The 13,359-nt window shown below is 65.2% G+C and carries 12 protein-coding genes; 4 read left to right on the plus strand and 8 right to left on the minus strand.

Annotated features, from left to right (window positions below):
• Positions 1 to 148 precede the first annotated feature (148 nt).
• Positions 149 to 2,047: an ATP-binding cassette domain-containing protein gene (locus HUK68_RS17145; RefSeq protein ID WP_175505275.1), complete on the plus strand. Its 1,899-nt coding sequence runs from the start codon at positions 149 to 151 to the stop codon at positions 2,045 to 2,047.
• 127 nt (positions 2,048 to 2,174) lie between these two features.
• On the opposite strand, the gene HUK68_RS17150 is transcribed toward HUK68_RS17145, so the two are convergent.
• The 7 genes from HUK68_RS17150 to HUK68_RS17180 form a co-directional block, all read right to left on the minus strand.
• Positions 2,175 to 3,272, minus strand: a complete 1,098-nt coding sequence (locus HUK68_RS17150; RefSeq protein ID WP_175505276.1) for a protein-glutamate methylesterase/protein-glutamine glutaminase — start codon at positions 3,270 to 3,272, stop codon at positions 2,175 to 2,177.
• A gap of 14 nt (positions 3,273 to 3,286) precedes the next feature.
• On the minus strand, positions 3,287 to 3,982 hold the full coding sequence (gene cheD / locus HUK68_RS17155) for a chemoreceptor glutamine deamidase CheD (protein WP_175505277.1): 696 nt from the start codon (positions 3,980 to 3,982) through the stop codon (positions 3,287 to 3,289).
• The gene (locus tag HUK68_RS17160) at positions 3,969 to 4,811 is read right to left on the minus strand and encodes a CheR family methyltransferase (protein WP_244146364.1); all 843 of its coding nucleotides are present in this window, start codon (positions 4,809 to 4,811) and stop codon (positions 3,969 to 3,971) included. The genes cheD and HUK68_RS17160 overlap by 14 nt, the downstream gene beginning before the upstream one ends.
• Positions 4,812 to 4,893: 82 nt before the next feature.
• A complete protein-coding gene (locus tag HUK68_RS17165; RefSeq protein ID WP_175505279.1) occupies positions 4,894 to 5,373 on the minus strand; it encodes a chemotaxis protein CheW in 480 nt (159 codons plus the stop codon).
• Between the two features lie 73 nt (positions 5,374 to 5,446).
• Entirely contained in the window at positions 5,447 to 7,588 is a 2,142-nt protein-coding gene (locus tag HUK68_RS17170; RefSeq protein WP_175505280.1) for a chemotaxis protein CheW, read from the minus strand.
• 41 nt (positions 7,589 to 7,629) lie between these two features.
• Positions 7,630 to 7,992 carry a response regulator gene (locus HUK68_RS17175; protein ID WP_175505281.1) on the minus strand — a complete coding sequence of 121 codons (363 nt, stop codon included), beginning with the start codon at positions 7,990 to 7,992 and terminating at the stop codon, positions 7,630 to 7,632.
• Between the two features lie 38 nt (positions 7,993 to 8,030).
• Positions 8,031 to 8,477, minus strand: a complete 447-nt coding sequence (locus tag HUK68_RS17180; RefSeq protein ID WP_175505282.1) for a hypothetical protein — start codon at positions 8,475 to 8,477, stop codon at positions 8,031 to 8,033.
• Between the two features lie 198 nt (positions 8,478 to 8,675).
• Between HUK68_RS17180 and HUK68_RS17185 the strand changes: the two genes are divergently transcribed.
• The 3 genes from HUK68_RS17185 to HUK68_RS17195 all read left to right on the plus strand — a co-directional run bounded on the left by HUK68_RS17185 (position 8,676) and on the right by HUK68_RS17195 (position 12,580).
• Complete coding sequence (locus HUK68_RS17185; RefSeq protein WP_175505283.1) at positions 8,676 to 9,761, plus strand: hybrid sensor histidine kinase/response regulator; 1,086 nt, start codon at positions 8,676 to 8,678, stop codon at positions 9,759 to 9,761.
• A gap of 33 nt (positions 9,762 to 9,794) precedes the next feature.
• Positions 9,795 to 10,424, plus strand: a complete 630-nt coding sequence (locus HUK68_RS17190) for a response regulator (RefSeq protein WP_175505284.1) — start codon at positions 9,795 to 9,797, stop codon at positions 10,422 to 10,424.
• 104 nt (positions 10,425 to 10,528) lie between these two features.
• Entirely contained in the window at positions 10,529 to 12,580 is a 2,052-nt protein-coding gene (locus HUK68_RS17195) for an ankyrin repeat domain-containing protein (protein ID WP_175505285.1), read from the plus strand.
• Here the strand turns inward: HUK68_RS17195 and fliR are convergent.
• A complete protein-coding gene (fliR, locus tag HUK68_RS17200; protein ID WP_175505286.1) occupies positions 12,577 to 13,347 on the minus strand; it encodes a flagellar biosynthetic protein FliR in 771 nt (256 codons plus the stop codon). The genes HUK68_RS17195 and fliR overlap by 4 nt on opposite strands.
• Between the last annotated feature and the right edge of the window lie 12 nt (positions 13,348 to 13,359).

Genomic DNA, 13,359 nt, shown 5'->3' on the forward strand with positions numbered 1-13,359 from the left:
ACTAAAGCAGTACTTTTCAACTTTTTGTCAGGATTGCCGCTGCGTTTGCCCGCCGCCTGCGGCGGGCAAACGGCCGGCGCCCTGGCGGGCGCCGGCCCGTCGCTGCCCGGCTGTAGGTTTTAAGGCGGCCGTCCATAATGCGCGCACCATGGCACTTATTACCCTCATCGACGCGCAACTGGCCTTTGGCCATGTGGCCTTGCTGGACCACGCGCAGTTCTCACTGGAAACCGGGGAACGCATCGGGCTGATCGGCCGCAACGGCGCCGGCAAGTCCTCCCTGCTGAAGATTCTCGGCGGCCTGGCCAAGGCCGATGACGGCCAGTTGCAGGTGCAGTCCGGCGTGCGCATCTCCTATGTGGCGCAGGAACCCGAGCTGCAGTCCGAACACACCATCTTCGAAGCCGCCTCGGCCGGCATCGCGCATGTGATCACCTTGCGCGACCGCTATCTGTCTGGCGACGAAAACGAAGACCTCGATGCGCTGCAGTCCGAGATCGAAGCCTACGACGCCTGGAACTGGGAGCAGCGGGTCGAGGAAACCCTGCAGCGCCTGCACCTGGACCCCGAGGCCGTGGTCGGCACGCTGTCGGGCGGCACGAAAAAGCGCGTGGCACTCGCCCAGGCGCTGGTGACCCGCCCCGATGTGCTGCTGCTCGATGAACCGACCAACCACCTGGACCTGGATTCGATCGAATGGCTTGAAGGCCTGCTGGTCGATTTCAAGGGCAGCGTGGTCACCATCACCCACGACCGCAGCTTTCTTGACGCCATTGCCACGCGCATCGTGGAGCTCGACCGTGGCGTGCTGCGCTCCTATCCCGGCAATTTCGCGCAGTATGTGCTGCAGAAGGAAGAGCAGCTGGCCCAGGAGGCGGTGATCAACGCCAAGGCCGACAAGCTGCTGGCCCAGGAGGAAATCTGGATCCGCAAGGGCGTGGAAGCACGCCGCACGCGCAGCCAGAGCCGCATCGGCCGCCTCGAGGCGCTGCGCGAGACCCGCAGCAACCGGCGCGAGAAGCTGGGCAGCGTGAACATGGACATTGCCTCGGGCCGTGGCGATGGCTACCAGGGCAAGATCGTGGCCGAACTGCACGACGTCAGCAAGTCGTTTGGCGACAAGCTGATCGTGAAGGATTTCAGCGGCACCATCCTGCGCGGCGACAAGGTCGGCCTGATCGGCCCGAACGGCGCCGGCAAGACCACGCTGCTGCGCATGATCCTGGGCAGCCTGGCACCCGACAGCGGCACCATCCGCCAGGGCGGCAACCTGCAGATTGCCTACTTCGACCAGATGCGCCATGCGGTCAACCTCGATGCCACGCTCGAGGACTTCATCAGCCCGGGCAGCGAGTGGATCGAGATCGGCAACCAGCGCAAGCATGTCAAGAGCTATCTGAGCGACTTCCTGTTCTCGCCGGCACGCGCACACTCGCCGGTGCGCTCGCTGTCGGGCGGCGAGCGCAACCGCCTGCTGCTGGCACGCCTGTTTGCGCGCCCGGCCAATGTGCTGGTGCTTGACGAGCCCACCAACGATCTGGATATCGACACGCTCGACCTGCTCGAAGACCTGCTGGCCAACTATGACGGCACGGTCTTCCTGGTGAGCCATGACCGCACCTTTCTCGACAACGTGGTGACCAGCACCATTGCCTATGAAGGCGACGGCCTGTGGCGCGAGTACGAAGGCGGCGTGCAGGACTGGCTCGAGCAGTCGCGCCGCAGCAAGGCGCTGGCCGCGTCACAGGCCAAGCAGGCGGCAAAGCAACCGGTCGCCGCCCCTGTGGCAGCAGCGGTTGCTGCGCCTGCCCCGGCGGCTGCAGCTGCCAAGCGCAAGCTCAGCTACAAGGAGCAACGCGAGCTGGAGCAATTGCCGGCACAGATTGCCGCGCTCGAGGCCGAGCAGAAGTCGATCCAGGGCGAGCTGGCCGATGGCAGCCTCTATGCCAAGGACGGGGTGCGCGCCGCGCAACTGGCCGCCCGCGATGCCGAGATCGACGAACTGTTGATGGCGGCGCTGGAACGCTGGTCGGAACTGGGGGCCTGAGCCCGGAATGCAAAAAAGGAGCCGCGGCTCCTTTTTTTTGGCCTGCACCCTTCGATCCTTCGACAGGCTCGGGACTCAGGGCGACCCTTCGACAGGCTCAGGGGGGCCCGCCCAGGGCGAACGGGGGCTATATGCGGTAATGCGACTGGCTGGTACGCAGCCGTGTCAGCAGCGCCGGTGCGATCTGCGTCAGAGGCAGCACCTCGTCGGCCGCGCCATGGGCAATGGCTTCGCGCGGCATGCCGAAGACGATGCAGCTGGCTTCGTCCTGCACGTAGTTGTAGCTGCCCGCCTGCTTCATCTCGCGCATGGCGATGGCGCCGTCCGCGCCCATGCCGGTCAGCATGACGCCCACGGCATTGCGGCCCGCGCACAGGGCGACCGAACGGAACAGCACTTCGACCGAAGGCCGGTGGCGGTTGACGGGCGGGGCGTCGTCGACGACCGCCACGTAATTGGCGCCGCTGCGATTGATCGAGAAATGCTTGCCGCCGGGGGCGATGTAGGCATGGCCGGGCAGGATGCGCTCGCCGTTCTCCGCTTCCTTGACCTTCATCTGGCACAGGCTGTTGAGGCGCGCCGCAAAGCTGGTGGTGAAACCGGGCGGCATGTGCTGGGTGATGACGATGGCCGGGCAGTCGGCCGGCAGGTGCGTGAGCACTTCGCGGATGGCCTCGGTGCCGCCCGTGGAGGCGCCGATGGCAATGATTTTTTCGGTCGACAGGCGTCCCAGCATAGGCGCCGGCGCGGCCGGGGCGCTCTGGCTGGGCTTGGCCGCGGCGCTGCCAGCAGGCGCCGGCGCGGCCAGCGTGCGGTGCACCCGCGCCACCGCGGCCACGCGGATCTTGTCCACGATCTCCGAGGCCAGGTCGTTGAGCCCGTTGGCCACGCCGACGCGGGGCTTGGCGACGAAGTCGACGGCGCCGAGTTCCAGCGCCTTCATCGTGACTTCTGCGCCGCGCTCGGTCAGCGTGGAGATCATCAGCACCGGCATCGGACGCAGGCGCATCAGCCGGCCCAGGAAGTCGATGCCGTCCATGCGCGGCATCTCCACGTCCAGCGTGATCACGTCGGGATTCATCTCGCGGATCATCTCGCGCGCGATCAGGGGATCGTTGGCCGTGCCTATGCACTCCATATCGGTCTGACGATTGATGATTTCCGACAGCAGGCTGCGCACCAGCGCCGAGTCGTCCACCACAATCACCCGTGTTTTCCGGTTCATTCGCTATGGCCTCTTTAAAACAGGTCGACGGAGCCGCCTGCCGTGGCCCGCGCCAAGGTGGCGGCATTGCCGCGCTGGGCTTCCTGCGCCACCAGGGAATCCGGGTGCGCATGGGCCAGGCGCTTGACCATGGCCTTGCCCGTGGCAGGAAAGTACACCACCTTGCGGGGATAGATATCGAGCACGTCCTCCGACACCAGAGGAATGCGCTCCGTCTGCAGATATTGCTTGACGAAGTCGGTGTTGCGTTCGCCGACGTTCATCGTCGTGAAATTGTGCATGACCTGGCCGCCGCCGAAGATCTTGGCCTGCATGGTTTCGCGCCGTGCTCCGAGCTTGAGCATCTCGTTGATCAGAAGTTCCATCGCATACGAGCCGTAGCGGCCCGAAGTGTCGCTGGAATCGCTGTCGGGCAGCATGAAGTGGTTCATGCCGCCGACCTGCATGCGGCTGTCCCAGAGGCAGGCGGCAATGCACGAGCCAAGCACCGTGACGATGGACATGTTCTCGTTGGAGACGAAATACTCGCCCGGCAGCACCTTGACCGCGTTGTACTGGAAATGCGGATCGAAATAGAAGAAGCTGGCCTGGCCGGGGCGGCGCGGGCGCGCGCGCAGCGCGGCCAGCGATGCGGGCTGCGCCGGCGGCGGCGCCAGGTCGGCACGCAGCGGCGCGATGCGCGGTGCGCGGCGTCGCTCAACGTCGCTCATAGACGGTCTTTCCGCGCAGCGTGAACAGGTCGCGCGACTCGCTGAAGTTCTCGGCGTGGCCGACAAACAGCATGCCGCCCGGCTTCATGACGCGGTGGATGCGCTCGAGCACGCGGCGCTGCGTGGCGGCGTCGAAATAAATCATCACGTTGCGGCAGAACACCACGTCGAAAGGCTCGCGGAATGGCCAGTCATCGCGGATCAGATTCACGCTGAGGAACTCGATCAGCTGTTGCAGTTCGGGCTTGACCCGGGCCATGCCGGCATTGGCGCCCTTGCCCTTGAGGAAAAAGCGCTGCAGCCGCTCGGGCGACAGGCCCTTGAGGTTCTCGGTGCGGTAGACCCCGGTCGCAGCCGTGGCCAGCACGCGCGAGTCGATGTCGCTGGCCCAGAGCTTGAACGCGGCCTTGGCGCCCAGCGCCTCGAGCGCCGTCATCACGATCGAATAGGGTTCCTCGCCGGTCGATGCGGCATTGCACCAGACACGCCAGGACGCGCCCGGCTTGCTGCGCAGGTGCGAGGACAGGATCTCGAAGTGGTGCGGCTCGCGAAAGAAGGCCGTGAGGTTGGTGGTCAGCGCGTTGACGAACTCCTGCCATTCCGGGCCGTCATGCTTCTCGAGCCAGGAAAGGTAGTCGCGAAAGCTGTTGTAGCCGGTTTCGCGCAGGCGCCGCGACAGGCGGCTGTACACCATGGCGTGCTTGCCGTCATGCAGGCTGATGCCCGCGCGCTGGTAGATCAGCGCCTGCACGCGCGCGAAGTCGGCGTCTTCCCAGACGAACTCGCGGCCTTGCAGCAGCGGGCTGCCGGCAGGTTCCGGCGGCTCCATGCCGGGCTTGCCGGCTGCGAGGGAGGGGGTCTGGCGCATGAGCATGGTCATGAAAACGTACGGGTCCGCAGGCGCGGACGGTTCATTCGGCCGACACCAGCCCCATGTCTTCGCCGGACATGAGCTTTTCGATGTCCAGCAGGATCAGCATGCGTTCGCCCACCGAGCCCAGGCCGGTGATGCTGCCGCTGTCGATGGCGCTGTCGATATCGGGCGCGGCGCGCACCGCGTCGGGTGGCAGCTCCATCACATCGCTGACCGAGTCGACGACGATGCCGACCACGCGCTGGTGCAGGTTCAGGATGATCACCACGGTGAAGCTGTTGTATTCAGCCTGCGCGCAGTGGAACTTCAGCCGCATGTCGACGATCGGCACGATGGTGCCGCGCAGGTTGACCACGCCCTTGATGAACGCGGGCGCGTTGGCAATGCGCGTCGGCGGCTCGTAGCCGCGGATCTCCTGCACCTTGAGGATGTCGATGCCGTATTCCTCCTGGTCCAGGCGGAACGTCAGGTATTCACGCGCGGCCGTACCCTCGGCCATCTTGCCCATCACGCTCATGATTGATCTCTTTCTCTTTGGATAGCTGCCGGTCCTCGCGGGGCCCGGTTTCGCAGATTGCCGTTGCGCACGCTCAGTGGCGCACGCGCCGCACCAGGCTGCCGGTGTCCAGGATCAGCGCCACCGTGCCGTCGCCCAGGATGGTTGCGCCCGACACGTTCGGCACCTTGCGGTAGTTGGATTCGAGGTTCTTCACCACCACCTGCTGCTGGCCCAGCAGTTCGTCGACCAGCAGCGCCACGCGGTTGCCGTCCGACTCGACCACGACCATGATCGCGGTGGGCGTGCTGTCCGGCGCGCGCGGCACCTCGAAGATGCGCTCGAGCGCGATCACCGGCATGTATTCGTCGCGCACCTTCACCAGCTGCGAGCCCTGGGCCACGGTGTTGATGTCCTCGGCCTTGACCTGGAAGGACTCGACCACCGAGGACAGCGGCAGGATGTAGACCTCGTCGCCCACGCCCACCGACATGCCGTCCATGATGGCCAGCGTCAGCGGCAGGCGCACGGCAACGCGCATGCCCACGCCTTGCACGGATTCGATTTCCACCGAGCCGTTGAGCGCGGCAATGTTGCGCTTGACCACGTCCATGCCCACGCCGCGGCCCGAGACGTCGGTCACGACCTCGGCGGTGGAGAAACCGGGCGCGAAGATCAGCTGCCAGACATCGGCGTCGGGCATCTGGTCGGAGACGTCCAGCCCGCGCTCGCGCGCCTTGGCGAGGATCTTCTCGCGGTTCATGCCGCGGCCGTCATCGCGCACTTCGATCACGATGGAACTGCCCTGGTGCGAGGCGGCCAGCGTCAGCGTGCCGTGCTCGCTCTTGCCTGCGGCCAGGCGCTCGGCCGGCGTCTCGATGCCATGGTCCACGCTGTTGCGCACCAGGTGCGTCAGCGGATCGGTGATCTTCTCCACCAGTCCCTTGTCGAGTTCGGTGGCTTCGCCCAGGGTCTGCAGTTCGAGTTTCTTGTCGAGCTTGCCGGCCAGGTCGCGCAGCATGCGCGGGAAGCGGCTGAACACCGTCGACATCGGAATCATGCGGATCGACATGACCGATTCCTGCAGGTCGCGGGTGTTGCGGTCCAGATCGGCCAGCCCGGCCAGCAGCTGCTGGTTGGCCGAGGCCTCCAGGCCGCGGCTGGTCTGCGCGAGCATGGCCTGCGTGATCACCAGTTCGCCCACCAGGTTGATCAGCTGGTCGACCTTGTTGACCGCGACGCGGATGCTGGTCGATTCCATCTGCGCCGGCGTGGCGGCCTTGGCGGCGGGCTTGGGCGCAGCGGAGGGGTCGAGGTGCAGCGGCTCGCCGGGCGCGCCGCTGAAGAATCCATAGGCTTCGTGCGCCGGCGGATAGACCGGGGCCGGCGCAGCCGGCTCCTCGGCTTCGGCAGCAGGCGCGGGCGCCGCCACAGGGGCTGGCGCCTGCGCGGCGCCGGCAGCGCCAGCGGCCACGGAAATCTGCACCTGCTCCTTGGAGACATGGAAGGCAAACAGGTCGAGCAGGTCTTCGTCCGTCGAGGTCGTATGCACGTTGAACAGGCGGCAGCCCGCATCGGTGCAGGGCAGATCGTCGATGCTGCCCAGGCCGGGAATGTCGCGGAACAGTTCCTTGATCGAATCGGCGAGCTCGACGCGCTCCAGAGGACCGATGCGGATATGCAGGGCGCGCTCGCCCGGCGCCAGCGCGGCGGCAGGCGCGGCAGCGGCTTGCGGCGCGGGAGCCGGTGCGGGTGGCGCAGCCACGGGGGCCGGGGCCACGAACGCGGGTTCGGGCGCCGGCGCTGCGGCCGCAGGGCTCGCGCCCGCAGCCAGCTCGCTGATGCGCCGCACCAGGTCCAGCGTCGAGATGGCCTCGCCGACGCCGCCGGCCTGGTGGCGCGCCAGCAGGCTGCGCGAGGCATCCGCCGATTCCAGCAGCACGTCGACCATCTGCGGGATGGGGGTGATCTCGTGGCGGCGCAGGCGGTCGAGCAGCGACTCCATCTTGTGCGTCAGTTCCGCCACATCGGCGAAACCAAAGGTGGCCGAGCCGCCCTTGATCGAGTGCGCGCAACGGAAAATACCGTTGAGCTCTTCTTCATCGGCCGCCGTCAGGTCGAGATCGAGCAGCATCTGCTCCATCTGGTCGAGGTTCTCAGCGGCTTCTTCGAAGAAGATCTGATAGAACTGGGTCAGGTCGAAATCCGCGCCTGTATCGTGCTGTGTATCCGCCATCTGGTTTCCTGTATTCCGTGGATCTTCCGCGCCAACCGTGCTCAGCGGATGACTTTCTGTATGACTTCGATCAAACGATTGGGATCGAAAGGCTTGACCAGCCAGCCGGTGGCGCCTGCGGCGCGGCCGGCCTGCTTCATCTGGTCGCTGGATTCGGTGGTGAGAATCAGGATCGGCGTGTTCTTGAAACGCGGCAGCCCGCGCAACTGGCGCGTGAGACCGATGCCGTCGAGATTGGGCATGTTCTGGTCGGCGAGCACCAGGTCAATCTGCTGCGACTGGGCCTTGGCCAGTGCATCGAGACCATCCACCGCTTCCACGACGTGGTAACCGGCCCCAGACAGGGTGAAGGCCACCATCTTGCGCATGGAAGGGGAATCATCTACAGCCAGAATCGAGCGCATGTAACGAACTTTCAAAGAGAAGCGTGAGGCAGGAGATGTCAGAACAGTTCGACCGAACCGGCATCCATCTCGCTCTGGGTCACGGGGTTGGGGCGCTGCGGCGCAAAGGCGGCGGGCGGAGCATCGACTTCGCCTTCTTCATGTCCCATGGTTTCATTGGCCAGGCGGAATGCACAGGCCTGCAGCACCCGCGTGGTGTGGCTGAGCAACTGGGTCGCAAGGTCATGGAACTGCAATTCGGTGACGGCAGCCCGCAGCACCTGGCGCGCCGCCAGGAACTCGCCGCAAGGCAGCGCATCGCTGGGCGCAAGCAGCGCATTGGCCTCGTCGAAACGGGCCAGCAGGTTGCCGGTGGCATGGTTCAAAAGGCCTTCGAGGCGCTGCAGGTCGTGCATCACCACCAGCAGCGAGTCCTGTAGCTCGGCCGCCACCATGACTGGCAGTTGGACCGCAGGCTGCCCCGACCCAGTTAGCGTTGATTGCATCGTTCTTCCAGCATCCTGTCCGGACGCACATGCTCCACAAACCACGCTGGTCGCGCCAGAGTGCACATACTTTCTTCATGCTGGAGCACACGGCTTGCGGTACGCCGTCAGCGTGGCGCGATGTGTTCCGCGCCCCCCTCGGCCAGCAACAAATGCTTACCCCGTGTGTTCCAAGATGTATCCTATGATAGCGTCCCTATGGCCATTGAAAGCGCAGAACAAGCCCTGCAAATCCTGCATATCGAGGATTCACCCGCCGACCAGGGCCTGACACGCATCATCCTTCGCCGCGCCGGAATGGCCTGCCAGATCCACCCCGTGGACACGCTCGAGGCCTTGCAAAAGGCGCTGCTGGACCAGTCGTTCGACCTGATCCTCGCCGATTACCACCTTCCCGGATTCACTGCCGTCGATGCGCTGGCGCTGGTCGCGCCGCTGGATACGCGTCCGCCGTTCGTGCTGCTGTCGGGCGCCATCGGCGAGGCCGCGGCCGTGGACATCATGCGCCTGGGCATGACCGACTTCCTGCGCAAGGAAGACATCGCGCGCCTGCCGACCGTGATCAAGCACGCGCTGGAGATGCATGAGGCGTACCGCGCGCGGGAGCAGGCGGTGGCCGAGCTGGCGCAGTCCGAACGCCGGCTGGCCGAGCTGGCCGAGCATCTGCAGTCTTCGATCGAGAAGGAGCGTGCCGCCATTGCGCGGGAGATCCATGACGACATCGGCGGCTCGCTGACTTCGGTCAAGTTCGATCTGGCCTGGATCACGCGCAATGCCCCCGCCGACCAGCCGCTGCATGCGCATGCGGTGGCCGCGCTGGAGATGCTCCAGCATGCGCTGGGCGCAAGCCAGCGCATCATGATGAATTTGCGCCCGCCGGTGCTCGACCAGGGGCTGGTCGCCGCGGTGCAGTGGCTGGCCGAAAGCTTCGAGCGGCGTACCGGCGTGGCGGTGCAGATGCGCACGAGCAGCGAGCGCATCGCGGCTTCGCCCGAGGTCCAGCTCGTTGCCTACCGCTGCGCCCAGGAGGCCCTGACCAATATCGGCAAGTACGCCGAGGCCAGCCGGGTGGAGATCGACCTGTCCGACCGCGAGGGCTTTCTCACGCTCGAGGTCAGCGACAACGGCGTCGGCATGACACCGGCACAGCGCGAGAAGCCGCGCTCCTTCGGCTTGCGCGGACTGCACGAGCGTGCGCGTACCGTCGACGGCTGGCTCGACGTGAGCAGCCAGCCGGGCAATGGAACGTCCATCATTGTGTCCGTGCCTTTGCCCGACCACTAACATGGCGGCTGAATTCATTTTGGGAGAGCTCCATTGATCCACGTGGTGATTTGCGATGACCATGCGATCTTGCGCCGGGGCATCCGAGATACGCTGACGGAGGCGCCAGACATCACCGTCACCGCCGAGGCTTCGGGCTATTCCGAACTGCGCGAGGTGCTGCGCACCGCCGCCTGCGATGTGCTGCTGCTCGACCTCAACATGCCGGGGCGCAGCGGCCTGGAAGTGCTGGCCAGCCTGCGCGAGACCCATTCGCACATCAAGGTGCTGGTGGTATCGATGTACCCCGAGGACCAGTACGCGCTGCGCTGCCTCAAGGCCGGGGCCCACGGCTATGCCAACAAGGCTGGCGATCCGGTCCTGCTGGTCGAAGCGGTGCGCGTGGTCATGCAGGGCCGCAAATACCTCACCGCCGAAGTGGCGCAGATGCTGGCCGAGAGCCTGTCCGCGCCCGTGGTCGAGGTGCCGCACGAGAGCCTGTCGGAGCGCGAGCTGCAGACGCTGCTGAAGATCGCCTCGGGCAAGCGCCTCACTGACATTGCCGAGGAACTGATGCTCAGCCCCAAGACGGTGAGCGTCTATCGCGCGCGCGTGCTGGAGAAGCTGCAACTGAGCAACAACGCCGAACTGACGGTTTACGCCATCCGCAACCAGCTGGTTTAAGCAGGCGGCGGCGCATTCGGGCGGCAGCGCGGCGCGGCACGGCGCGCATGGAACTATCTGAGCAAACGCGGGCACTCACGGGTTTCGCCGGAGCTCGAAGCGCCATGCCCATTGCCCCCACGCCCAGCCATTCGCTCGTCATCCAGCGTGCTTTTCAGCAGAACCCTGCACCGGTGCAAGCCGCAGCCGAGCCCAGCACCGAAGAGGCGCAATACGCTGCGCCCACCCAGCAGCAATCCCTCGCGGCCTATCGCACGGGCATCGAGATCCTGCTCCAGGTCTTGGACCTCAAGCCCGGGACCTTACAGGCTGCGATGCTGAAATTGCAGCGCGAGGAGCCGCTGGATGTGCATGAAAGGGCTAGCGTGCAGCTGGATGCATTGGGAAACTTCGTGGCCACCGGCATCCTGGGCGCTTTCGACAAGCAGTTGCACGACCAGTTCATGACCCGGGCCCTGCGGGATTTCGGGCAGTTCTGCGAACTTGCCCAGAAGTCCGATCTACCCGAGAAGGCCCGACGGCAGGCGATCCTGAACTTTCTCGCAGGGACCGAAGTCTGCGGACCGGCCGTGGCCCAGCACATGGAAACCGCGGCACGCGAGCTGCAGGCCCTCACGGGCATGGCACCGAATTTCATGCACCGGCTGATCGGCGCCATCGAGGAGCAGGCTCGCAATTACATCCACGCCCATCAACTGTGCATGTATCCGGGCAACGAAATCCATTATGTCGCGGCGTTCTTCAACCAGGTGGCCGGACATTTCGGCCTGTCCGAACGCACCGATTCATTCATGCCCACGCTTGACCGGAAGGTGCTGGATGCGGGTGCGCAGCATGTACTCGATGCGGACCCCACGGAGCGGGTCACCGCCCAAATGGCGCAGGAATACCTGGCGCGCATCGCGGAGTTCTATGCCGCAAACCAGCACGACGTGCACGCCAATTCACTGGATGCGCCGACCGTCGACGCGATGTACAACAGGTTCGCGAGCGAACTACAGCCCGAACTCGACAAGCTGTATGGCCCCGTCGAAAAGGGCATTTTCTTCCACGTCAGCAACAGCAGTGAGATGGAGCGCTACTGGGTCACCAGCGACGTGACGCTGGTCGCGCGGACCATTGCGCGCAATCTGCGCCTGGCCGGTGTCATCCACTTCAAGCCGGCTTATGTGGTCGGCGCGCCCGGCGACGGCCTCAAGCTCAAGCAACTTGCCGAAAGCCTGTTCTATGTCAGCGAGACCTTCCAAGCCGAACCTGTGGACTCGGGGCGCCCGCAGCCGAAAAACCTGCACGTTCACCAGACGCTGGACCAGTTCGTGCTGCAAGACATGCAACGCGGCCGGCAATTGCTCGATCAACTGGACCAGGATGCCCAGGCGGTACGCGACGACTTCTGGCGCAAGATGCCGCGATCGCTCTATCGGGAAATGAAAGACGCGCCCGGCCCGCAGGAGTCGGCCGCGATATTCCAGCAAACCCTGTCGCTACTCGATTCAATGCCCGCCAGGCACCGTTTTGCGCTACAAATACTGGAGCAGGCCCGGTTGGGCAGCCAGCGGCAGCTCCAGCAGCTGGTGTTCGCGCAGCTGAACCTCAGCCAACTGGCCACGGACGGCGCCAATGCCTATGCCGTGCTGCTGTTTGCGCTGAGGAACGGCCACCCCGGGTTTGCCCGGCAACTGATCAAGGAGATGGACCTGGCCATGCTCGGCCATCAGGACGAGAGCGGCTATACGCTGCTGATGCATGCGCTGGAGAACGAACAGCCAGAGGCCACGCAGCTGCTCATCGAAAAGATGAGCGCGCAGCAAATCAGTATCCAGGAGACCGATGGCAACAACGCGCTGATGGGTGCGCTGATCACCCGGCAGCCCGAGGCCGCCGCGGCGATCATCAGCAAGCTCGACGCCAAGATGCTCAATGCACAGAATGCCCAGGGCCAGACGGCGCTGATGGTGGCCTTGGTCTATGGGGAGATCGAGGCCGCCAAGGCCATCATCGACCTGTCCGGACGCAAACATCTGCTGCTGCAAAACCTGGAAGGCGAGACTGCGCGCAGCATCGCGCTGCGCTGCGGAGAAACGGAAATCGCCCAGTTCCTGAGAGAAAAGTCGAACCGCATCCTGTCATGGCTCTACCGGCGCGAAGGCCGCTAGATCTGCACGCCGAAGATGTCCATGGCGCGTTGCAGCAGCGCCATCAGCGGCTGCTCGAGCATCGGCAGCGTGGCGACGATGCCGATCAGGCCCACGGTGAGCGTGACGGGAAAGCCCACGGCATAGATGTTCATCTGCGGCGCGACGCGCGAGATGATGCCCAGCGCCAGGTTGACGAACAGCAGCATCGCGATCATCGGCAGCGCAATCCAGAACGCGCTGGCAAACACCGCGCTGCCCATTTCATGGATGCGCATCTGCGCCAGCGCCTGCATGAAATTGCCGTCCACCGGAAACGCATCGAAGCTCTTGACCACAGCCATCAGCAGCAGCAGGTGGCCATTGATCACGATGAACACCAGCGTGCCGATCTGCATGAAGAAGCGCGAGATCGCGCTGATCTGCGCATTGCTGGACGGGTCGAAGAACGAGGCGAAGTTCAGGCCCATCTGCAGGCCGATGAGTTCGCCGGCGATTTCCAGCGCGGCAAACACCAGGCGCACGGCGAAGCCGATCGCCAGGCCGACCACGACCTGCTGGACCAGCGTGCCCAGCGCCTGCGGCGAATTGATGCTGACCACGGACTGGCCGACCAGCGTGGCCTGGGCGCACACCGCCACCAGGAACGCCAGGCCGACCTTGGCGCGCATCGGGATCGCACGCTGGGAGAACACCGGCGCGGCGGTGAACAGCGCCAGCACGCGCACGAACGGCCACAGGACAGGCGAGAGCCAGGCGACCAGCTGCGCTTCGCTGAAGGTAATCACGGGAGCAAGAGG

Source organism: Comamonas antarctica, from assembly GCF_013363755.1.
Taxonomy (GTDB): domain Bacteria; phylum Pseudomonadota; class Gammaproteobacteria; order Burkholderiales; family Burkholderiaceae_C; genus Comamonas; species Comamonas antarctica.